The 22,431-nt window shown below is 73.1% G+C and carries 11 protein-coding genes; 3 read left to right on the forward strand and 8 right to left on the reverse strand.

The window, feature by feature from the left end:
- Positions 1-75 precede the first annotated feature (75 nt).
- Together WME76_RS23925 and WME76_RS23930 are read right to left on the reverse strand one after the other, a co-directional pair.
- Complete coding sequence (locus WME76_RS23925; protein ID WP_437284512.1) at positions 76-963, reverse strand: LolA family protein; 888 nt, start codon at positions 961-963, stop codon at positions 76-78.
- A gap of 213 nt (positions 964-1,176) precedes the next feature.
- Positions 1,177-3,093, reverse strand: a complete 1,917-nt coding sequence (locus WME76_RS23930) for an HTH domain-containing protein (protein WP_437954597.1) — start codon at positions 3,091-3,093, stop codon at positions 1,177-1,179.
- 754 nt (positions 3,094-3,847) lie between these two features.
- On the opposite strand from WME76_RS23930, the gene WME76_RS23935 reads away from it, so the two are divergent.
- Positions 3,848-4,240, forward strand: coding sequence for a hypothetical protein (locus WME76_RS23935; protein ID WP_437954598.1), 393 nt, complete (start codon positions 3,848-3,850; stop codon positions 4,238-4,240).
- Between the two features lie 144 nt (positions 4,241-4,384).
- Here the strand turns inward: WME76_RS23935 and alaS are convergent, their stop codons facing one another.
- The 3 genes from alaS to WME76_RS23950 all read right to left on the reverse strand — a co-directional run bounded on the left by alaS (position 4,385) and on the right by WME76_RS23950 (position 10,733).
- Positions 4,385-7,138 carry an alanine--tRNA ligase gene (gene alaS / locus WME76_RS23940; RefSeq protein WP_437954599.1) on the reverse strand — a complete coding sequence of 918 codons (2,754 nt, stop codon included), beginning with the start codon at positions 7,136-7,138 and terminating at the stop codon, positions 4,385-4,387.
- Positions 7,139-7,399: 261 nt separating this feature from the next.
- Complete coding sequence (locus tag WME76_RS23945) at positions 7,400-8,215, reverse strand: HEAT repeat domain-containing protein (protein ID WP_437954600.1); 816 nt, start codon at positions 8,213-8,215, stop codon at positions 7,400-7,402.
- Positions 8,216-8,495: 280 nt separating this feature from the next.
- Complete coding sequence (locus WME76_RS23950; protein WP_437954601.1) at positions 8,496-10,733, reverse strand: TIGR04551 family protein; 2,238 nt, start codon at positions 10,731-10,733, stop codon at positions 8,496-8,498.
- Positions 10,734-11,228: 495 nt separating this feature from the next.
- Here WME76_RS23950 and WME76_RS23955 point away from each other — a divergent pair, with 495 nt between their 5' ends.
- Both WME76_RS23955 and WME76_RS23960 read left to right on the forward strand, forming a co-directional pair.
- A complete protein-coding gene (locus tag WME76_RS23955) occupies positions 11,229-13,394 on the forward strand; it encodes an OmpA family protein (protein ID WP_437954602.1) in 2,166 nt (721 codons plus the stop codon).
- A 161-nt stretch (positions 13,395-13,555) separates the two neighbouring features.
- The gene (locus tag WME76_RS23960; RefSeq protein WP_061618553.1) at positions 13,556-14,347 is read left to right on the forward strand and encodes an OmpA family protein; all 792 of its coding nucleotides are present in this window, start codon (positions 13,556-13,558) and stop codon (positions 14,345-14,347) included.
- 176 nt (positions 14,348-14,523) lie between these two features.
- Here WME76_RS23960 and WME76_RS23965 read toward each other — a convergent pair whose 3' ends face one another.
- The 3 genes from WME76_RS23965 to WME76_RS23975 all read right to left on the reverse strand — a co-directional run bounded on the left by WME76_RS23965 (position 14,524) and on the right by WME76_RS23975 (position 22,220).
- Positions 14,524-18,417, reverse strand: a complete 3,894-nt coding sequence (locus WME76_RS23965) for a protein kinase domain-containing protein (RefSeq protein ID WP_437954603.1) — start codon at positions 18,415-18,417, stop codon at positions 14,524-14,526.
- A 193-nt stretch (positions 18,418-18,610) separates the two neighbouring features.
- Positions 18,611-21,313, reverse strand: coding sequence for a valine--tRNA ligase (gene valS, locus WME76_RS23970; protein ID WP_437954604.1), 2,703 nt, complete (start codon positions 21,311-21,313; stop codon positions 18,611-18,613).
- A 169-nt stretch (positions 21,314-21,482) separates the two neighbouring features.
- Entirely contained in the window at positions 21,483-22,220 is a 738-nt protein-coding gene (locus tag WME76_RS23975; protein ID WP_437954605.1) for a ferredoxin--NADP reductase, read from the reverse strand.
- Between the last annotated feature and the right edge of the window lie 211 nt (positions 22,221-22,431).

Here is a 22,431-nt window from a genome sequence, read left to right on the forward strand (position 1 = left end):
GGCGTCCACGCGTAACCACGCGTGAGACGAACGAGGGTGGACGCAGCCTCTCAGGAATAACCTGAGTGCACCGACTCAGTCCTGGCAGTCGACATAACGACGGATGACCCCGCCAGGGATCGGCTGCGTGAATGCCCCCGAGATGAGGGGCGGATTCCACTTCGCCTCTTTGTATTGAAAGATGACGTCGTCCTCGGTGTTCGGCACCCGCATGCGGATCGAACGCGGGACCTCGGCGTCGCAGACCCCGCCGCTCGGGGGGATCGGATCGTCGATCCCCTCCGGATCGACGCGCGGCGGCGCGGTGTGGATCACCTCATGATGGCTCAGCTCGGCGTGATAGAGGTCGATCCCGCGCTGCCCGACCCGGACCTGCCTGACGCGCAGGCGCTGCTGGCTCCACGGTAGACGCCAGTCGTCCGGGCGCGGCTCGAGGTGGATCTCCTGGGTCGCGTCGCGGGTGCTCTGGATCAGCACGCGATAGAAGCCGTCGCCGTCCCACGCGATCGAGGCGTTGCGCGGCTCGTGAACGAGCACGGGCGCCTCGCCGCGGAGCAGCGAGACGAGCGCGTGCCCGGGGATGGGCACCTGGGTGAGCCGCGCCAGGTTGCACGCGCTCGCCGGCCCATGCAAAAGCTGCTTCTCCCCGACGTCGAGCATCTGGAACAGGGTCCCATTCGACGTGAGCGTGTAGAGGTTTGCGCCGAAGGGGCTCACGATGTCGAAGCGGACCCGATCGGGATTGACCGCCAGGATGTACACGTCGCCGCGGATCCGCCCCTGGCGGGAGAAGTGGTCGATCTTGGCGGTGCCCTGAACGCCGTTCACGCAGGCATACGTGTCCTTCATCCGGCCGAGCGCCGCGTCGGCGGTCGGGAACCGGGACGCAGGGGGATCCACGGAAGCACAGCCGGTCACGAGCACGGCGAGGGTCGCGACCCAGGCGATCGCGCGATGGCGCATGGGCGCGGACGCTGACAAGGATCGCCGAGCCCGTCAACCGCGGAAGCGTCGAGAGAGGCGCTGGCGAGGTGGGAGGGCGCGCCGAGGATGGGTGCGAGCGGAGACGGCGCGCCGAGGGAGGCGCCGGCGAGGGAGGCGCCGGCGAGGGAGAGAACAGGAGGGCGCGGCGCGCCCGGCCGGAGCGAGCCCCCGGCCGGACGCGAGCGACAAGGATCAGGAGGCCCGGAGCGCCTCGAGCAGATCGACGTCGGGGATCGCGATCGGGAGGCGGGCGCGGAGGACAGCGACATCGTTGTCCTCACAGAGGCGCGCCACCGCGAGGCCGTCGAAGAGCGAGATCGGCGCGGTCCCCGGGATCGCCGCCTCTTCACGGGCGCCGGAGAGCATCTGACCGGCGGTCAGGATCCAGCCGGCGGTGGCGGGGCCGTAGTGGTGGAGCGAGCCGCGGAGCTCGGTGACCCGCTCGCGGCCGACCTCGCGGCCGTCCCGCCGGACGACCAGCGCCAGCTTGATCTCGTCGCCCGCCGTGCGGAGCGCCCCGGAGAAGTGGCTCTCGCCGCCCGGCGCCCCGGCGCGGCGCACGGCGCGGAGCTGGCCCAGCCCGATGCGCTCGAGGGCGAGGACGCAGATCTCGACGAAGGCATGGCCCGGGAGCTCGGAGAGCTTGCGCACGAACGCGCGCCGCGCAGCCTCGCGGTAGCGCTCCACCGCGGCGAGCGCCTCCTGCTCGAGCCGCGAGAGGTCGCCCGGCAGCAGCCAGTCCGTCAGCGCGATCCGGCCGCCGGCGAACCGGAAGCGGGGCCGCTGCCCCGCTGCCGTGCGGCGCGCGTTGTCGGCGCGCACGGCGGCAGCGACCTGGGACTGCACGAGCTGCACGTCGCCGACCAGGCGACCGCGGCGCTGCGCCGTCTCCGCGATCTGCCGGAGCGAGACCGCGCCCGCGTTCCGGTCGAAGGTCGAGAGGATGCCCGCGATGGCGTCCGCGAGGTCGCGGCCGGCCAGATCGTCGAGCGCGTGCCCCTCACCGCCCGTGAGCTCGATCACCTGCGGACCGCGGTAAACGGGCTCGGCGCCGAAGCTGTCGACCCGCTCGGCCCGGTCGGTGCGCTCGGGCCGATCGATGCGCTCGGGCCGATCGATGCGCTCGGGCCGATCGATGCGCTCGGGCCGATCGATGCGCTCGGGCCGATCGATGCGCTCGGCGCCGCGGTCGGGGCGGTCGAAGCGCTCGGTGCGGTCGGAGCGCGGCGGCTCGCCGCGGCCGTTCTCGCGCCGCGCCTCGAACACAGGCGTCGCCACGTAGGAAGGAAGCCCCCCGGAGGAGCTCACGTTGGCCTCGGCGGTCCCGCGGCCGCGGCGGCGGCGGCGGCGGCGGCGGCGCCCCTCGCCCTGCTCGCCCGACGAGCCAGGGGTCGCGCGGTCATCGCCGCCGAGGATCGGCTGGTCGTCGTCGTCCTCCTCGTCGAAGAGCTCCGCCGCTCCGGCGACGGCCTCTGCCCGCATCGCCTCGTCCGGGCCCGGCGGCTCCGCGTCCTCGAGATCGACCTCTTCCTCGTCGACGTACGTGCTCGCGGCGCGCGGGGAGGAGGGCGCCGGCGGCGGCACGGGCTCGCGCGCTGCCGCGATCTCCACGCCGTTCATCCCGGCCGCGGCGGGCGCGCCGATCGCGACCTCGTCCTCGTCCTCGTCGTCGCCCGCAGGCGCGGCCTGCGCGTCGTCGCCCGCGGCCTCGGCCGCCTCGGCCCCGGCCGCCAGAGCGCCCGAGTCGCCCTCTTCCGCCGCCTCATCGTCCGCGGCCGTCTCGAAGAGGGTCGGCTGCTCCTCGTCCTTGCGCGCCTTGACCGCCTCGGGCTTCCCGCCCCGCTTCGCCTTCTTGCCGTCGAGCCCCGATTTGATCGTCTTCTCGTCCCACTCGCGCAGCGCGAAGACGCCCGGCTTCACCCGCACCAGGGGGTTGTCCGCCGTGTCCTTCTTGAGCGTCGCGGCCAGGCGGGCGCCCATCGTGACCTCTGGGCTCTTTCCAACGTGGCTAAGGAGGTTCTTCTCGATCGCGATATCGGTGATCTCTTTATAATGAAGCGGTCTACCGACGAGGCGAAGCACCTCGGCGGCTGCATCCGTGAACGTCATTTTGTTCGCCCTTCGGGCGCGCCGCCCGGCGGGCGCCCTCGTCGTCCCCATCGCGGCCGCCCCGTCCAAACTGGCTGACGAAGCGCGCGGGATACCCCACCGCAGCCGGGAAACGCACATTCGCTCCCACTCGGCCACGACGCGCGGAACGGCGTGCTCGTAGCATGCTCGGAAACGGCGGTCAACGGGCAGCGCGTTCTGGCTCAGGACAAGCCGCTGACCGGCCTGATGAGCATGGAACCAGGACGCCGGCGGCGCCAAGCCCGGATCGGCCGCGCGGCCGCGGGCGCGCGGCCCTCACGGCGCGCGGCGGGCCAGGAGGAGGCGCGGGCCGACCTCGCGCGAGCGCCACGAGCATCGATGTGGTCCGTGAGCGGCTGTCGGCCAGTCCGGAGCATGGGATAAGACGAAGACGGGAGATCGGTTGATCTCTCCTCGCCTGGCCAACCTGGCTGCGCGCGTGGCCGCGCGGTCGCGGCGCGTTCATTGGATGTTGGAGAACGCGATTGGGACGTGGCGCGCCCGCCAGCGCGCGTCACGCCGGCTGCGACCGCCGCGCGCAGAGCGCGGGAGAGCGCCCCCGGGGCAGGGCGCGCCTCCAGGGCCGCGGCCGCGCCTCGCCGGGGCGCGCGGCGAGCGGGCCGGCGGGCGTGGACGCCGCGCCGGCGGCCGGCGCAACCCGCGCTGGCGGGCGCGGCGCCAACATCGCTTTTGCGCTTTGCCATCGCCCGGATAAGAGGGTTACGCTGCATGGGTGGAGCTTTCGCGGTTGCTCGACGAGCTCACCCTGGCGGCCAACAGGGTCGGCATCGCCGTCAGGATGGAGGCGTTCGATCCGCACCTGTCGGACGCGCGCAATCCGCGCGGCGGGCTCTGCACGGTGCTCGGCAGGCGGCTCATCCTTGTCGACGCCAACGCGTCGCTGCCGGATCGAATCGCCACGGTCGCGGGCGCGCTCGCGCGCGTGGACCTGGAATCCGTGTTCCTGCCGCCGATCGTGCGCGCCACCATCGGCGCCCACGCCCCCGGCGCGCGGCCGCGCGCGGCCGCGCCGGGCGAGCCCGTGCGGCTGCCGGTGCGGCGCGCGAAGGGCGCGAAGGCCCCGCGGCTGCTCCCGCTCGCCCGCACCAAATGGCGTGACGCCTGATCGCGGCGGCGCGCCGCCTCGCCGGCTCCCGTGATGCCTCGTGCGTGAAGGGTGGAGCGAAGAGGGTAGAGCCGCCAGGAACGCCGGGCCGGAAGAGGAAGGTCCTCGCGCCCTGGCGCTCCTGGCCTGACAGCCCGCGGGGCGTTACGAGGCGAGCGCCCGCTCGACCTCGACGTAGATCGCGGCGATCGCCGCGTCGAGCTGCGCGACGTCGGTCCCGCCGGCCTGCGCCATGTCGGGGCGGCCGCCGCCCGAGCCGCCCACGATGCGGGCGATCGGCTTGATGAGCTCCCCGGCCTTGAGCCGCTCGGTGGCCGACTTGGAGACCATCACCGCGAGCTGCGCCTTGTCGCCCACGGCCGCGCCGAGCAGCACCGCCGCGCGGTCGCCGAGCTTGTCGCGCAGCTTCTCCGCGAGATCGCGCAGCGCCCCCGGGTTGGTGCCGTCCGGCACCCGCCGCGCGAGCACCTTGATGCCGCCGATCTCCCGGGCGCCCTCCAGCATCGCGTCGATGCCGCCGCCGCCGCCGCCCTGCGCGGGGCCCGCGCCCTCCAGGATGCGCCGCTCGAGATCGGCGACCTTCTTCTCGAGCTCCCGCTCGTGCGCGACGATCTTCCCGATCTTCTCGGCGAGATCGCCGCCCTGCGCCTTCGCGACCTGCCGCGCCCGCGCGAGCTCGGCCTCCACGTTCCGCGCGTACGCGAGCGCGTTCAGCCCCGTCGACGCCAGGAGCCGGCGCACGCCCGCGGCCACGCCGCCCTCGCTCGTGATCTTGAACAGCCCGATGTCCCCGAGCGCGCGCGCGTGCGTGCCGCCGCAGAGCTCCACGACCTCGGGCGTCATCGTGAGCATCCGGACCGTGTCGCCGTACTTCTCCTCGAAGATCGCCATCGCGCCCCGCCGCCGCGCCTCGTCCATGGGCAGGATCTCGGTCGTCACCCGGGCGTTCGTGAGGACCTTCTCGTTCACGAGGTCCTCGATCCGCGCGATCTCCTCGCGGGTGAGCGGCCGGTTGTGCGTGAAGTCGAAGCGGAGCATGTCCGGCCCGACGCGCGAGCCCTTCTGCTGCGCGTGCTCGCCGAGCACCTTGCGCAGCGCCCAGTGCAGGACGTGCGTGGCCGAGTGGTTGCGGCGCGTCGCCGAGCGCGCCGCGTGGTCGACCGCCAGGCGCACGCGCTGCCCCACAGCGATCGCCCCCTCGCGGACCACGCCCTCGTGCACGACCAGCCCGACGAGCGGCTTCTGCGTGTCCTTCACCTCGACGCGCACCCCGTCCGCCGTCACCTCGCCGACGTCGCCGACCTGGCCGCCCGACTCGGCGTAGAACGGCGTCTCGCGGACCACGATCTCCACCGCCGACCCCGCCTCCGCGCGCTCGACGAGCGCGCGGACCTTGCGCGCCTTGTCGCCCTCGCCCTGCGTCTCGACCCGGATGATCGCGACGATCTCGCTGTCGCCCTCCTCGTGCTCGTACCCCGTGAACACGACCGGGTGCGCGAGCGCCGCGCGGGCCGAGCGGTGCGCGGGATCCACGGCCGCTGTCGGATCGATCGGGCCGTCGGCCTCGGCGGCGCCGTGGATGACCGCCTCGGCCCCCTGGACGTCGACGTCGAAGTTCGACTCGGCGCAGATGACCTGCGTCAGGTCGAGCGGGAAGCCGTAGGTGGTGTAGAGATCCGCGGCCGCGGCGGCCGGGAGCGTCCGCTCGCCCGACGAGCGCATCTCGGCGAAGCGCTCCTCCAGGATCTTCATCCCGCGCTTCAGCGTGGAGCGGAACCGGACCTCCTCGTCCTCGGTGACGCGGGCGATGAGCTCCCGCCGATCGCGGAGCTCCGGGTACGTCTCGCCCATCCGGCGGACCACCTCGAGCGCGACCTCGTGCAGGAACGGCCGGTCGATCCCGAGCCGGTGGCCGTGGCGGATCGCGCGGCGCATCACCCGGCGGAGCACGTACTCGCGCCGCTGCCGCTCGGGCATCACCCCCTCGGCCATCAGGAACGCCGTCGTCCGGGCGTGATCCGCGATGACCCGCATCGACACGTCGTCATCGGCGTTGCTCCCCGTGTACGGCTTGCCGCTGAGCTCCGCGGCCCTGTCGACGAGGCCCCGGAGCAGGTCGGTGTCGTAGTTCGACGTCACGCCCTGGAGCACGCTCGCGATGCGCTCGAGGCCCATCCCGGTGTCGATGCTCGGCGCCGGCAGCGGGACGAGCGGGCCGTCCTTCTCGACGCGCTCGTACTGCATGAACACGTTGTTCCAGATCTCGGTCCAGCCGGTGCCGTCGATGCGCGGCTCCTCGCCGAAGCGCGAGACGTCGGGCTCGTTCCCGTGGAAGAAGTGGATCTCCGAGCAGGGGCCGCACGGGCCGACGTCGCCCATCGTCCAGAAGTTGTCGGCCAGGCCGAGCCGCAGGATGCGGTCGTCGCCGAACCCGGTGACCTTGCGCCAGATCGCCGCGGCCTCGTCGTCGGCCGGAAAGCCCCCCTCGCCGTTGTAGATGGTGACCACGAGCCGCGACGGAGAGATGTCGTAGACCTTCGTCAGGAGCTCCCAGGCGAAGGCGATCGCGTCTTCCTTGAAGTAGTCGCCAAAGCTGAAGTTGCCGAGCATCTCGAAGAACGTCTGATGGCGCGCGGTGACGCCGACGTTCTCGAGGTCGTTGTGCTTGCCGCTGATCCGGATGCACTTCTGGCTCGAGGCGGCGCGCTGGTAAGGGCGCTTGTCCTTGCCCGTGAAGACGTCCTTGAACGGCACCATGCCCGCGTTCACGAACATCAGCGTCGGATCGTTCTGGGGAACGAGCGGCGCGCTCGGGACGATCTCGTGGCCGCGCTGGCCGAAGAACTCGAGGAACGTGCGTCGGATCAGATCGGAGCTGGCAGGCGTTGCGATGGGCATAGGAGGACGCGCGGTCTAGCACGACCGCGGAGCGGCTTCCCCCCGCTCGAGGGGCGCCGCGCCGCCGCCGCGGAGGACGCGCGCGCCGCGCCCGCCTGTCGGGCTGACCGGCGGCTGCGCCGCAGGGGGGCCGTTGGGGGGCCGTTGGGGGGCTGTCGAGGGGGGCTGTGGCGGGCCGTCGCCGGGGGCCGTCGAGGAGGGCCGTCGAGAGGGCCACCGCGAGCGCGCCGCCCCCGGGGCACGCGGGCGGGCGCCTCGGGGTCAGCGGCCGGAGGGGACGACGCTGCTGCCGGAAGCGGCCTCCAGGGCGAGGGGGGCCCTCTGGAGCGCGCTCTCGATCGCGCCGGCGACAGCGTCGCTCTGGAGCTGGGCGAGCTCGCGCAGGCCCTTGGCGCGCCGGGCCTCGGCGACCGCCTGGGCCGAGCCGATCATCGAGCCCTTCAGCGTCTGGCTGGGCATCTCGCGGATCACGTACTCGACCTTGGCCGCGAAGCCGATCCCGTCAGCCCCCTGGCGCTTGCTGAGCTGCGTGACCGAGCCGTCCAGCGTGAACGCCGGCAGCTTGCGGCTCTTGCCCGCCGCCGCCACGTCCGTGCCGTCGGCCACGATCTCGATGTCGGCGAACTGCGCGACGCGGCTCCGCGTGTGCTGCCGGAGCAGCGACCCGAGCATCGCGTCCTTCACGCCGGTGCGGTTCTCGAACTTGCCCAGGCTGACGAGGAAGCGCGCCTTCGACGTCGACTTCGAGAGCCGCTCGATGGCCGCCTGGATCTGGCGCTTCAGGCCGGGCGCAGGCTCGGTGTCGAGCGCCGCCTTGAGCGCCGGGACGGCCGCGGGGTTGCCCATCGCCCCGAGCGCTGTCGCGGCCGAGGCGCGCACCGCCGGGTGCGCGTCCCGGAGCGCCTTCTCGAGGGCCGGCCGCGCGCCCGGGCTCTTCGACCTGCCGAGCGCCAGCGCCGCCGCCACCCGGAGCCGGTAGTCCTTGCCGACCGCGATGTCGCGGAAAGCCGAGGTGTCGCCGTCCTCGGCGATCGACGGGGACGTGCCCCCGAGGATCATCGAAGTCGCCAGGAGCATCGCAATGAAGAGACGACGAACCATCACGTCCCTCCGGGGATCGGCGGCTTTCGCCGTCCGTTCACCTCGGTCAACCACTCAGATCTCGTGACGCGCCCGGCGTCCAGACGGTCTTATCCTTGGCCAGGACGGTCGCGAGATCAAGGCCTGTTTGGCCCCGAATGGCTCATGCAGGACTCATGACGAGCACGGCAGACGTGGTCAACGCGGGCAATCTTGCCGCCCCGAGCGCTTATTTCCAGACACACTGCGACGGATGAGCCCGGGTCGGCTTATCGGCTCAGAAGAGGATACCGAGATACCAGCGCACCGTCTGCGCGGTCTGCAGGTCGACCTCCTGGAGGGCCTGCTCTCGCGGGAGCTGGCCGAGGCCGCCGAGCGGAAACAGCACGCCGTACTGCACCGCCGTGTAGAAGCCGCCCATCTTGTCCGGATCGTCGTTGAGCGTCCCGTCCTTCGACTGGAAGTAGAGCTGGCCGTTCAGCTCGACGCCGAGATCCCGGGAGTTTCCGGGCGCCTGGACGAACTCCGAGGCGCGGCTCCAGATGAGCGAGGCGCCCAGGCCGGCGCGCTGGCCGTTCTTGTCACGAGCGAAGTCCCAGTCCACGCCAGGGCGGAAGTAATACGCCCCCTGGACCCGAGACAGGATGTTCCTGAAGAGGATCTGGTCGACCCGGTAATCCGGGTGGAAGCGGAAGGTCGAGTAGGTGCGATCGGTCGAGTTCTGGGGATCCATGGCCCCGATCGCGGTGCCCCGGGGCTCGAGGGAGGGCGCGTCGTCGTCGCCGGTCGCGTACCCGAAGCCGAAGTGCACCCGCAGCCGGCCCTCCATCTCGATGAGCTCGGCCTGCGTCGCGAGGCCGAACTGCCGGATGCCCCAGCCCGTGTCGTCCGGCGAGAGGACGTTGGCGTAGTCGCTCTCGTCGTTCCCGCGGACGTCGAGGGAGCCGTAGATCATCGCGGCCTCGAGCTCGAAGCGGAACTTCTTGTAGAGGAGCTGGAACCACACGTCGGGGATGACCATCTCCGCGCCCCGGTGCACGTACCCCGCCGCGACGTTGTCGGCGGTCTGGCCGAGCGAGGCGCCCGGCCTCGGGTCGTTGCCGGCGTTGTCGTTGGCCAGCGTCTGCTGCCGGTAAGCGAAGTAGACGCCGCCGTTCAGGACCATGTTGCCGCGGGCGAGCTCGAGCTTCTGGAGCTCCGGGTTCTTGCGGCGGACGGCGACGAACACGTACTGATCGACGTCATCGGCCTGGGCGAGGTCGTAGGGCTGGCCCTCGAGCTCCTGGAGGGAGGCGCTCGTCGCGCCCTCGTTGGTCCAGTCCCAGGCGCCGGCAAAGTAGAGGTCGTATTTCTTGATGCCGGTGACGAACATCAGCCGGTCGACCGTCGACTGGTAGTCGGAGTCGTACCCATCGCCGCTGTTCGCCACCATGCCGAGGCCCCAGTGGTTCGGCATGCGGCCGAAGCGGAGGAGACCGATGGGGGTCATGTACTCACCCCAGACCCGCTTGACGGATATCGAGTCCTTCGGCGAGTTGATACCGGCGCTCGGCGCCCACTGGGTGCCGGCGAAGGCCCCGAGCGGCGAGTAGCCGCCCCGGCGGACGACCTCGTAGCCGTCCGCGCCCGGCCGGTTCGCGTAGCCCTCCGGCGTCGAGCCGAGCACCACGTTGTCGAGGAGATCGACCTGCGAGAGGATGCGCAGGTTGTCGCTGATGTGCAGCTCGGGGTTGAGCCGGAACCGCATGTTCGCGCCGGCCTGGGTGTCGTTCTCGCACGGCGCGAAAGAGCGCGAGCCGCCGCTCGTGCCCTCGCTCGGGTTGCAGAGATCGACCACGTGGGTCGGGTTGTAGGAGTTGTCGGCCGGCTGCGGCCAGAGCGCCTGGTTGCGCGCATCGACGCGGCCGAGGGCAAAGCTGTTGAAGAGCTCCCACCGGAGCCGATAGTAGCCGTGGACCTCGAACGTCGGCCGCGCGTGAGACCACCAGTCCTCGGCGTAGACCTCGCTGGGCCGGGCGCCGATCTCCCCCTGGGTGGCCTGTCGCTCCTCCGGCTCGGTCGCCCCGGCCGCCGCCGCTCCTGCCGGAGCCGCGGGGCTGGCCGGCTGCGGGGCAGAGGGAGCGGCCGTACCGGCCGGGGGCATGAGCGGCTCGGCCGCCGGCGCGGCGGGCTCGAGGGCCTCCACGCCGTCGCCGGCTCCGCCGACCGGCGCCGCGCCGGGCTGCGCCGGGGCAGGCTGCGCCGGGGCAGGCTGCGCCGGGGCAGGCTGCGCCGGGGCGGCCGGCGCCGCGCCGGGCTGCGCGGGCGCTGCGCCGGGCTGCGGCGCAGGAGCGCCCGCCGGTCCGGCAGGCGGCTGCGCTGGGGCCGCCGGCGGCTGGGCCGGCCGGCGCGCCGGCTGCTGGGCGGACGCGGAGGACGCGCCCAGCACGAGCGCGAGCGCGAGGCCCGACCGGAGGCGACGGCGAGGGGTGCCAGGGCTGCACGACGTTCCCGGAGACCGCGACGAGATGGGCATCTGCTTGGTTCGTTCGCGCGTTTTCTGCCCCGCGCGCAGGAAGAGGTTGAAGTTCCGAGCTCTCGGTGGCCCGGAGGCCGGGGGCCGATGTCTCATGCCCGGCCTGTGTGGTCAAGGCGCCGCTCGGCCCCGACCCCTGGAACCGGGGCCGGGGAATGCGCCCGGGTCCCCCGGGCCGCGCCCGAGCCGGCGCCCTGATGCGCGCACGTCGGCGCGGCGCCCGAGCCGGCGCCCTGATGCGCGCACGTCGGCGCGGCGCCGCGGATACCGGGCTGATCCGCGCGCACCTGCGCGCGGCGCGCGAGTTGAGCCCCCTTGGAAATCTGCGCGCGATCCGGGAAGATTCGACCACGTTGCGTTGGGTGCCGCCGCGCGCCTCGGCTGCCGTACTCGCCTCACCGACCGCGCGGAGCGCCTCTGTACCCAGCGCACGTCGGCCCTGCAGCGCGCCGCGCGTGCAGGACGCTCACCGGGAAGATGCCTGAAAGGGGATAGATGAGAAGGCTGCGAGCGCTGTGTCTGGTGTCGATCGTGGGCGCTGGGGTGGGGCTCGCCGCGGGCGTGGCGCGCGCGCAGGAGGCGGTCCTCGACGGGGAGTTCTCGGCGCAGCGGTTCGAGCCGGCGCCGGGATCGAGGAACTACCTGAGCGTCGAGGGCGCCCGGATGGAGGCGCCGCTCGGGGTCACGGCGGGGCTCGTGTTCGACTACGCGCGGGCGCCGTTCGTCGTGGAGAGCTGCGTCTCGGCGACCGACTGCTCCGCCCCCGACGCGCTGAACAGGCGCGAGGTGCCGGTCATCTCGGACATGCTGACCTGGAACCTGCTCGCGTCGATCACGCCGACGCCGTGGCTCCAGGCCGGCCTGCGCTTCCCCGTCGCCTACGTGAGCGGCCAGGGCATCGACGCCGCGACGGGCGCGCCGGCGGTGGAGGGGCTGAAGGCGTTCGGCGCGGGCGACCCGACCCTCGAGGCGAAGGTGCGGTTCTTCGGCGGGCCGCGGGATCCGCTGGTGCTCGGCGCCGCGGCCGACGTGAGCTTCCCGCTCGGGCACGCGACCAGCGCGGGGAGCTACCTCGGCAGCTCGTCGCCGGTGACCGCGGGGCTGCGCCTCATCGTGGACGGCAGCGCGGGGCCGCTGTCGTTCGGGCTCAACCTGCGCGGCAAGCTGCTGCCGGAGACGGCGCGCATCGCGGCGACGGAGGTCGGGCCGGTGGAATTCCGGTACGGCGCGGGGCTCGGCTACCAGATCACCCCGGCGCTCCGCGCGGTCGCCGAGGGGTACGGCGCGACCGAGTTCAGCGCGCAGGGCGGGACGAACTCGCTCGAGGTGGACGGCGCGCTCCAGATCGCGCCGCGCGACCTCGGCCTTGTGTTCACGGTCGGCGGCGGCGCGGGCGTGGTCCAGGGCATCGGGGTGCCCGCCGCGCGCGCGATCGCGGGGATCCTCTTCGTGCACGAGCCCGGAGACGAGGACGGGGACGGCGTGCGCGACGCGGCGGACCGGTGCCCGGCGCAGCCCGAGGACAGGGACGGGATCGCCGACGAGGACGGCTGCCCCGAGGACGACGCGGACGCGGACGGCGTGCCGGACGAGAGCGACCGCTGCCCGGTCAAGGCGGAGGTCATCAACGGCCTCGACGACAAGGACGGCTGCCCCGACGAGCTGCCCGACCGCGACAAGGATCGCGTCGCCGACGCGCGGGACAAGTGCCCGGATCAGGCGGGACGCGTGCTCACGCCCGAGCACTACGGCTGCCCCGACACGGACGAGGACGGCGTGCCGGATCCGGTCGACAGGTGCCCGGACGCTGTCGAGGACACCGACGGGTTCGAGGACGAGGACGGCTGCCCCGACGCGGACAACGACCGCGACGGCGTCCTCGACCAGCAGGACGAGTGCGTCGATCAGCCCGAGGTCAAGAACGGCTTCAAGGACGAGGACGGCTGCCCCGACGAGCTGCCCGACGCGGACGCAGACGGCATCCCGGACGAGCGGGACAAGTGCCCGACGCAGCCGGAGAACCTGAACGGCGTCGAGGATCTGGACGGCTGCCCGGACCGCGGCGCGAGCCTGGTGCAGGTCGGCGAGGAGAGCATCACGATCCTCCAGCGGGTCGAGTTCGCGCTGAACAGCGACAAGATCCAGGGCCGGCAGAGCTTCGCGGTGCTCGACGCCGTGGTCTCGGCGCTGAAGCTCCACCCGGAGATCTTCAAGGTGGAGGTGGCAGGCCACACCGACAACGCCGGGCCGGCGGACATGAACCGCGCGCTGTCGCAGAAGCGCGCCGAGGCCGTGGTCGCCTACCTGACGAGCAAGGGCATCGATCCGAAGCAGCTCGTGGCGAGGGGCTACGGCCCGGACAGGCCGATCGAGGACAACAAGAGCGCCCTCGGGCGCCAGAAGAACCGGCGCGTCGAGTTCGTCATCCTGCACTCGGTCGGCAAACCGCTGGCGCCGGGCGCGACGGAGACGACGCCGGCGGGAGCGGCGCCCGCGCCGGCGGGAACAGCGCCCGCGCCGGCGGGAACAGCGCCCGCGCCGGCGGCAGGCGCGCCAGCGGCATCGCCGCCGCCGGCAGCCCCGCCTGCGGCAACGCCGCCTCGGGCAGCGCCGTCGCCGGCGGCCCCGCTGCCGCTCGCGCCCCCGCCGCCGAAGCCCTGATCTCCCGCGCTCCGCGCCATGCCCTGATCTCCGCCCTCCGCGCCCGGCCGCCTGGACGGCCGGGGCTCGCCGTCCTCCCCTCTGGATCTCTCGGCCGAGCTGAGCGAGGCTGCCGGCCGCAGCATCCCGCTCCGCCTGACGGAGCCATGGAGAAAGCGTTCATGAATCGGACACTCATTGCACTACCCCTCGCGCTGTCGTCGCTGTTCGCCGCGGGCTGCGGCCACTCCGAGCAGGAGTGGAAGGCGCAGCTCGCCAAGTACAACGACCTCCAGAGCCGGAGCCAGAAGAGGGAGGCCGACCTCGAGAAGGAGCTCGCCGCGGCGAAGCAGCGCGTCGAGGAGCTCGAGAAGCAGCTCGAGGCGCAGGGCGCCGACATCTCGAAGATGAGCTCGACCCTGGAGGACCGCGAGAAGGCGCTGGCGGAGTACAAGGCGCGCGCGAAGCAGCTCGAGGCGATCCAGGCGCGGTTCGACCTGCTCCGGAAGAAGCTCGAGGAGCTGACCAAGCTCGGCCTCGAGGTGCAGGTCCGCAGGAACCGGATGGTCATCTCGCTGCCCGGCGACGTCCTGTTCGACTCGGGGAAGGACACCCTGAGCAAGGACGGCCAGGAGATCCTGAAGAAGATCGCGGACGTCATCCGGGGCGACAAGTCGCTCGTGGACCGCGATTACCAGGTCGCCGGGCACACGGACAGCCAGCCGTACAAGAACGGCCCGTACTACGACAACTGGGGTCTCTCGCTGATGCGCGCGCGGGCCGTGCTGCTGTTCCTGATCGGCAAGGAAGGCCAGCTCCCGACGCGGCACTGGAGCGCGGCAGGGTTCGGGGACACCGACCCCATCGCGAACAACGCCACGCCGGCCGGCAAGCAGAAGAACCGCCGGTGCGACCTGATCGTGATGCCGGACGTGGACGAGATGCTCGACCTGACGAAGCTCGCCACGAAGTGAGGGCGGGCGGGAGAGATCGAGCGGGGGGGGCGGGCGCCGAGGGGCTCGCAGGCGTGATGCCGCGGGGCTCCGGCGGGGCCACGGCGTGAGACAGCTCGTGTTGAGCCCCGAAAGACAAGCAACTTCATACTGTTAGCGCCTGGGTCGACCACAGCGCGTTCTGGTGCCCGGGCGGCTCAGCCGTCGAGCCACTGCCGCGCGAGATCGAGCGTGCGGGCGTTGTCCGGGACGTCGCGGAGGAAGCGCTCGCGCCAGGCCGGGTCGCTGAGCTTGTCGGCGCGCGCGAGCAGCGCAGCCTTCGCCGACGCGATCGCGGCGGCGGCCTCGCCCTGCCTGCCGCCCGCGGCGAGCGCCTCGGCGAAGGTCAGCCGGACCAGCGACTCGCCCTCTTCGAGCGTGCCGAACGACTCCAGCATGGAGCTCGCCTCGGTGGCTGTCCCGACAGCCTCGTCGATGCGCCCGAGACCCAGCAGCGCGCGCGCGAGGAGCGCGAAGGCCTGCACGCCGAGCGTCGGCGCGCTCGGCGAGAGCGCCACCGCGGCGCGCGCCTCGCGCTCGGCGGCATCCAGATCGCCGAGGGCGACGCAGGCCCTGACGAGGTAGCAGCGGGCAAACAGCTCGGTGCGCACGAAGCCCGCTTGCCGGCTCGCCGAGGCGGCCGCCTCGGCGAGCGCCCGCGCCTCGGCGGGCTGACCCCGAAACACCAGGACCTGCGCGAGGTTCGCCTCCGTGGCGAGCTTCGGCTCATGCAGGTGCATCCGTTCGGCCTCCTCCAGGGCTGCACGCAGCATCGACTCCGCTTTCTCGAAGTCGCCGAGCTCCGCGCTGACGGAGCCCAGGTTGAGGCGTGCGGTGCTGGCGCTGCGGCGATCACCGGTCTGGTCGAAGGCACGGCTCGCGGCTTCCATCCCCTCTGCGCCGGCGACCAGATCGCCTGTACACACGGCATGGCAAGCGCGCGCCTCGTGGAGCTGCGCGACCGCCCCCGCGTCCCGTACATCGGTGTTCGTGAGCGCGCGCTCGACGACATCGATGAGCGCGCGCCCCTCTGCATAGCGACCGACCACGGTCAGCATCGCCGCGCTGATGGCGAGGCACGTGAGCCTGACGCTCTGCGCGTCGGCCGCGGGGACCGCGCCCGCCGCCAGGGCCGTCCAGCGCTCGAGCTCGTCGAGCTGGCCCAGCTTGGACGTCGCGATGACCACCTGCGCGATGGCCGAGAACCACGCGGCCGAGCCGACCGCGAGCCGCTCGATCGCCTCCGTGCCTCGCTCCACGGCCAGGGAGAGCTCGCCGCGCCACACATGGGCCTCCGCCTGGACCAGGCGGAGCCTGCCCGCGACGTCTCCGGCGGCACCGCAGCCGATCCCGCGCTCGGCCCGCGCGAGCGCCGCGGCGAGATCGCCGCCCCGGAGCGCCTCCTCGGCCGCGCGCAGGTACGCGTCCGCCGCCCGCGCCGGCGCGCCGCCGATCTCGAAGTGCTCGGCCAGCGCCATGGCGTCGGCGCCGCCGGCCCGGTCCAGCCACTCGCCCGCGAGCGCGTGGCCGACCCGGCGATCGCGCTCCGTGAGCATGCCGTAGGCGGCCTCCCGCACGAGGGCGTGCCGGAACCCGTACTCCACCTCCCCCGCGATGCGCGCCTCGTCCCGCCGGAGGATGATCTCCCGCCGCACGAGCTCGGCGAGCCGCCGCGCCACCGGCGCGCCGCCCACGAGGGCCGCGACACCGCCCTCCCAGAACGTCTCGCCGAAGAGGCTCGCCGCGCGCAGGACGCGCCGCTCCTCGATGCCCAGCGCCTCGAGGCGCGACTGCACCATCGCGAGCGCCGTCTCGGGCAAGCCCTCGCTCCGGCCCTCGGCGACCGCGCGGATCTGCTCCTCCAGGACGAACGCATTGCCCTCCGCGCGCGCGAGGAGCCGCTCGATCTGACCGGCATCCGTGCGGTCGCCGAGGACCTCCCGCACGAGCCGCTCGCCCGCGCGCCGCGGGAGCGGCCCGAGGCGCATCCGGAGGCCATGGCGCTCGCCCCAGAGCGCAGGGAAGAGCTCGTTGACCTCCGGACGGGCGAGCGCCAGCACGAAGAAGGGCAGCTCCCTCGCGTGCTGGAGCGCGGCGTCGACCAGGTTCACGGTGGGCAGGTCGCCCCAGTGCAGGTCCTCGAGCACGAGCAGCACCGGTTGCCGCTGGCACTCGGCCCGGACGAGCTCCTCGAACGCCAGGCGGAGGCGGTCGCCCATCAGCACCGGGTTCTGGCGCGCCGCGCGGAGCTGGACGTCGCCCTCGTCGGGGAACGTCGCCCCCACGATCTCGCCGAGGAACGCCGCGACGTGCGGGCCCCTGGCCCCGAGGCCGCCGAGCCGCTCGACCCGGTCGAGCACCTTCCGCCGCCGCGCCTCGATCGGCTCGCCGTCGAGGATGCCCATGGCGCGGCGGAGCGCGTGGGCGAGGAGGCCGAACGCGGAGCCGGCGGCCATCGGATCGGCCCTGCCGGTCCAGATCTCGGCGGGCTCGCGCTGCTCCGCGAGGCCGCGGAGGAACTCCCAGGCGAGGCGCGACTTGCCGAGGCCCGGCGCGCCCACGACGACCACGGCGGTCGCGGCGGGCTCGTCGACGCAGTGGCGCCACTCGGTCGAGAGCTGCGCGAGCTCGCGGTCGCGGCCCACGCAGGGCGTCGGCTTGCCGAGCAGCCTGGGGACGGCGACCGGCTCCTCCCGGGGGCCGCGGAGCCAGTATCCATCGGGCTCCTGCGTCGTGTCGAAGCGGCTCGCGAGCAGGCCCGCCGTCGCGCTGTCGAGCAGGATGCTCGACCCCGTCGCGCGGCCTTGCTGCGGGAAGAGCTGCACGACGCGATCGATCAGCGCGCCGACCGGCAGCCTCCCTGCGACCTCTGCCAGCCCCATCGCGATGGACATGGGCACATCCCCGAGCTCTGCCCGGAGGGCGAACGCGCAGTGCGCCGCGCGGGCGGCGAGGTCCGTCGGGGATTCGGCGCCGGACAGGGCGATGAGCAGCCATTGCGACCGCAGGAGCTCGAGGCGCCCGCCGTGGCGCGCCGCGATCCGGCGCAGCGCCTCCGCGTCCGGGCCCGGCGGCTCCGTCCCCGAGCCGCCCTCGGTCTCCGTGAGCGTGGCCGCCGCCGCGCGGCCGTCGGCGGCCAGGATGACGCACATGACCCGCCGCTCCGACGTCGTGATCTCCACGCCCGGCGCGGGCGGCACGGTGCTCACGCTGGCTCCGGCGGGGAGCCCTGCGTGCGCCACGGTCGCGAGCTCCTCTGCGACGGCGGCGCCGTCGCGCGGCCGCTGCCCCGGCTCCTTCGCCAGCATCCGCGCCACGAGGCGCTCGAGCGGCTCGGGGACGCCGTCGCGGAGCTCCCCGAGCCGCGGCGGATCTTCCAGGACGACCTTCATGAGGAGCGCGAGCACGTTGTCGCTCACGAACGGCGGGCGCCCCGCGAGGCACCCGAACAGCATGCAGCCGAGCGCGAACACGTCGGCGCGGGCGTCGACCGACGACTCGCCGCGCGCCTGCTCGGGGGCCATGTACCCGGGCGTGCCGAGGATCGCGCCGGGCGCCGTCAGGCTGCGCGTGACCTGGAGGTCGCGCGCGAGGCCGAAGTCGAGCAGCGTGGCGCGCTCGACGGCGCCGCCCACGAGCATCAGGTTGCTCGGCTTCAGGTCGCGGTGGACGATGCCGAGCCGGTGTACCGCGCCGAGCGTCGCCGCCACCCGCATCGCCAGGCCCACGCTCTCGTCGATCGAGAGCGGTCCTCCGGCGAGCCGCTCCTCCAGGGTGACGCCGTCGAGCCACTCCATGGCCAGGTACGGCCGCCCTGCGCCGGTCATCCCGTGCGCCACGTACTGCACGACCCCCGGCAGCTGGAGCGTGACGAGCGCCTCCGCCTCGCGGGAAAGCCGGCTCAGGTCGCGGACGCTCGCCCGCTGCAGCACCTTGAGCGCGACCGTCTCCCCCGACAGCCGGTCGCGCGCGCGATAGACGTCGCCCATGCCGCCGGAGCCGGCGAGCCGCTCGATCTCGAACCGATCCTCGATCAAGTCCAAGGCATGCATTGCTGTCTTATGTACGTCGCGAATCCCCGGGTGTCCGTTTCTCGCGCATGACACCGCAGGTTTTCCGCGGGCCAGCCGCGGCCGTCGCCCCGGAACGTGGGACTCCATCACCGGGTTGGAGAATCCCCCCCACGCGTCGAGGCCGGCTGTCCCGGATCTCCCCTCCGCGCTCCCCCCCCCGGCCCCGCTGCCGCTACTCCGTGGCCGCCGCCTCCCCCGCCCCGGCAGCCGCCGCAGCCGCCGCCGGCTCCACCTCGCAGCGCACCACCACGACCTCGCCGTCCGCGAGCTCCGGCCGCTCCACGAGCTCGTGCGCGCTCGCCCGCACCGACGTGAGCACGTCTGCCAGCGCAGGCCGCAGCCGCGCCAGCGTCGCGGCGTTCGCCCCCAGCGCGAGGTCCGCCACGACGCGCCCCACGCTCGCGCCGAGCTCGCTCTTCCGCTTGTTGACCGCCGCCATCGCCGCCGCCGCGAGATCCAGCAGCGCCGGATCCGCCGGCGCCGCCACGTGCGCGAAATCCGACGCCGCCGGCCACGCCGCCCGGTGGATCGACGGCTGCCCCGTCTCCTCCGCGTACACCCAGCGCCAGACCTCGTCGGTGATGTACGGGAGCATCGGCGCGAACAGCCGCAGCAGCACCGAGAGCGCGAGCCGCAGCGCCGCCACCGCCGAGCCGCGCGCCGCGTCGCCGGAGCCGGCTTCACCCCGCGCGCGGGCCTTGGTGAGCTCCAGGTAGGCGTCGGTGAACCAGCGCCAGAAGAAATCCTCCGTGCGCTCGAGCGCCGCCGCGAACTCGTGCTCATCGAACGAGCGCGTCGCGTCCGCCACCACCGCCGCGAGCTTGTGCACGAACGCCCGGTCGAGCTCCTCGGAGATCGGATGGACCTCCGCGGACTGGCTGAGCACGTACTTGCTCGCGTTCCAGATCTTCGTGACGAGGCGCTTGCCGATCTTCAGCACCTTCTCGTCAAAGGCCGTGTCCGTGCCGAGCCGCGCGCTCGCCGACCAGTAGCGGACCGCGTCGGAAGAATACGTGTCGAGCAGGTGCATGGGCGTCACGACATTGCCCTTGCTCTTCGACATCTTCTTTCGATCGGGATCGAGGATCCACCCCGAGATCGCGATGTGGTGCCACGGCACCGACGACTCGTGCAGCATCGCCTTCGCGATCGTGTAGAACGCCCACGTCCTGATGATGTCGTGCGCCTGCGGGCGCACATCGGCCGGGAACAGCCGCGCGTGGCGCCCGGCGTCGAGCCCCCAGTGCGAGCTGATCTGCGGCGTGAGCGAGCTCGTGAACCACGTGTCGAACACGTCGCTCTCCGCCGTGAAGCCGCCCGGCTGGTCGCGCTGCGACGCCTCGTACCCGGGCGGGACGTCGACCGTCGGGTCGACAGGGAGCATCTCGCGGGTCGCGAGCAGCGGCCGGCTGTGGTCGGGGTTGCCCTCGGCGTCGAGCGGATACCAGACAGGGAACTGCACCCCGAAATAGCGCTGGCGGCTGATGCACCAGTCGCCCTGGAGACCCTCGGTCCAGTTGCGGAACCGGAGGCGCATGTAATCCGGGTGCCACGCGATCTTGTCGCCGTACTCGAGGAGGTCGGCCTTCTTGTCGGAGAGCCGCACGAACCACTGCCGCGTGGGCACGAACTCGAGCGGCTGGTCGCCCCGCTCGTAGAACTTCACCGCGCGCTCGATCGGCTTCGGCTCGCCGCGGAGCGCCGGGCCGCGGCCGGGCGCGGCCGCGTGCTCCTCGCGGCGGAGCAGCTCGACCACCGCCGCGCGCGCCTGCTTCACGCCCCTGCCCTGGAGCGGCGCGTAGGCGGCGTTCGCCGCGGCCGGGTCGCGGCTCTGGAAGTCGCCCTCGCCGAACGTGACCGGGAGGACCCGGCCGTTCTTGCCGAGCATCTGCCGGAGCGGGAGCTTCTGCTCCCGCCACCAGATCACGTCGGTCGCGTCGCCGAACGTGCAGACCATCAGGATGCCCGTGCCCTTCTCGCGATCGACCAGCGGGCTCGGGAAGATCGGCACCGGCGCGCGGAAGATCGGCGTGAGCGCCGTCTTGCCGAAGAGGTGCTGGTACCGCGGATCGTCCGGGTGCGCCGTGACGCCGACGCAGGCCGCGAGCAGCTCCGGGCGCGTCGTGGCGATGATGAGCTCCTCGCTCGTCCCCTCCACCGCGAACGCGATGTCGTGGAACGCGCCGGACTGCGGGCGATCCTCGACCTCGGCCTGGGCGACCGCGGTCTGGAAATCGACGTCCCACATCGTGGGGGCGAAGACCGAGTAGAGGTGGCCCTTCTCGTGGAGATCCAGGAACGAGAGCTGCGCCGTCCGGCGGCAGTGATCATCGATCGTGGCGTACTCGTGCTGCCAGTCGACCGAGAGGCCCACCCGGCGGAAGAGCGCCTTGAACACCTGCTCGTCCTCGCGCGTGACCTTGTGGCAGAGCTCGATGAAGTTCGGCCGCGAGACGATGCGCGGCGGGTCCTTCTTCATCGCCTCCGGCGTCGCCTGCGACAGCGTGAGGCCGCGCTCGTAGGGCGTGCGCACGTCCGTGCGGACGTGGAAGTAGTTCTGCACGCGCCGCTCGGTGGGCAGGCCGTTGTCGTCCCAGCCCATCGGGTAGAAGATGTTGAACCCGCGCATGCGGCGCTGCCGGACGACGACGTCCGTGTGCGTGTAGCTGAAGACGTGGCCGATGTGCAGCGAGCCCGAGGCCGTCGGCGGGGGCGTGTCGACGACGAAGGTCTCCTCGCGGGGGCGCGACGGGTCGTAACGGTACGTCCCGTCGGCCTCCCACGCCTCGGCCAGGCGCTGCTCGGCGACAGGCGAGTCGAAGTGCTTGGGGAGCGTCGCGGGATCGATGGTGCGGAACGTCTTCTTGGTCGTCACGTGGTCACCTGCAGAACGGACCCCGCAGGAACCTCCCGCGGGGCCGAGCATCCTACGTCGTACCCAGGGTGCCGCTCAAGGCGCGGCGCGCCGCCGGGCAGCGATCCATCCATGCACCCACGCCGCGCGCGCTCGAGGCCGGCGGCTCCGTCGTCGAGGGACCGGCGGCTCAGTCGTAGCGCTCGACGTGGACGTGCTTGCGGGGGACGCCGAGCTCACCGCGGGCGAGCTCGCGCACGGTCGAGACCATCCGATCGAGACCGCAGATGTACACGTGCGGGGCCGGGTCGCCGCTCGCCGCCGCGAGCTCGCGGTAGAGCTCGGGCACGTGCGCCTGCACGTAGCCGCGGCGGCCGGCCCACGACGGGCCGCCGCGCGACAGCGTGATCTCGTGGCGGATCCGATCGGAGCCGCGCGCGAGCGCCTCGAGCTCGTCGCGGTAGATGATGTCCTCCTCGAAGCGCGCGCCGAACAGGATCCACAGGTGGGGGGCGGCGAGCCCCGCGCGCAGGGAGGCGTGCAGCATGCTCCGGAGCGGCGTGACGCCGGTGCCGGTGGCGACGAACAGGGAAGGCGCGGGATCCGCGGGATCCCGGGTGAAGAGCCCGTGCGGCCCGATGGCGCGGAGCGCGGCGCCGGGCTCGAGCCGGTGCAGGAACTCCGAGCCGGCACCGCCCTCGACGCGCGTGACCGCCAGATCGAAGCGCGGCGAGCCGTCGGGGGCGGAGGCGATCGAGTAGGCGCGCTTCACCTCGCCGCCCGGGAGCGGGAGGACGAGGTTGACCCACTGCCCGGCCTCGAACTGGAGCGCCTTGCCGTCGGCGCGCTCGAACGAGAGCTCGCGCACGAGGGCGCTGAGAGGCCGGGCGGCGACGAGGCGGGCTTCGAACGGTTCGGCGTGGATCATGTCGGGGGCTTCTGCGGGCTCGGGCGGCGCGGCCGTGGGGCCGCGCAGCGGGTGAGGTCTTACCGCAGCCTGCGGCCCGGCCCAAACACGATCCGAGCCGGGACGGCCGCGTCGGGCGACGCGGAATCGCGGGAGTCTCGGCCTTCCGGCCCGGCGCCGCCGCGCACGCGCCGCCGGGCCGTCGCTCCGGCGGCGCGTGCGCGGCCGACGG

The sequence above is a fragment of the Sorangium sp. So ce119 genome, from assembly GCF_051524405.1.
In the GTDB taxonomy this organism is placed as follows: Bacteria; Myxococcota_A; Polyangia; order Polyangiales; family Polyangiaceae; genus Sorangium; species Sorangium cellulosum_G.

Bases quoted from the DNA above. Each gene is read 5' to 3' on its own strand.
- alaS (WP_437954599.1), bottom strand. From the start codon at position 7,138: ATGCCCATCGCAACGCCTGCCAGCTCCGATCTGATCCGACGCACGTTC.
- WME76_RS23965 (WP_437954603.1), bottom strand. From the start codon at position 18,417: ATGCATGCCTTGGACTTGATCGAGGATCGGTTCGAGATCGAGCGGCTC.
- WME76_RS23955 (WP_437954602.1), top strand. From the start codon at position 11,229: ATGAGAAGGCTGCGAGCGCTGTGTCTGGTGTCGATCGTGGGCGCTGGG.
- WME76_RS23975 (WP_437954605.1), bottom strand. From the start codon at position 22,220: ATGATCCACGCCGAACCGTTCGAAGCCCGCCTCGTCGCCGCCCGGCCT.
- WME76_RS23925 (WP_437284512.1), bottom strand. From the start codon at position 963: ATGCGCCATCGCGCGATCGCCTGGGTCGCGACCCTCGCCGTGCTCGTG.
- WME76_RS23930 (WP_437954597.1), bottom strand. From the start codon at position 3,093: ATGACGTTCACGGATGCAGCCGCCGAGGTGCTTCGCCTCGTCGGTAGA.
- WME76_RS23945 (WP_437954600.1), bottom strand. From the start codon at position 8,215: ATGCTCCTGGCGACTTCGATGATCCTCGGGGGCACGTCCCCGTCGATC.
- WME76_RS23950 (WP_437954601.1), bottom strand. From the start codon at position 10,733: ATGCCCATCTCGTCGCGGTCTCCGGGAACGTCGTGCAGCCCTGGCACC.
- WME76_RS23960 (WP_061618553.1), top strand. From the start codon at position 13,556: ATGAATCGGACACTCATTGCACTACCCCTCGCGCTGTCGTCGCTGTTC.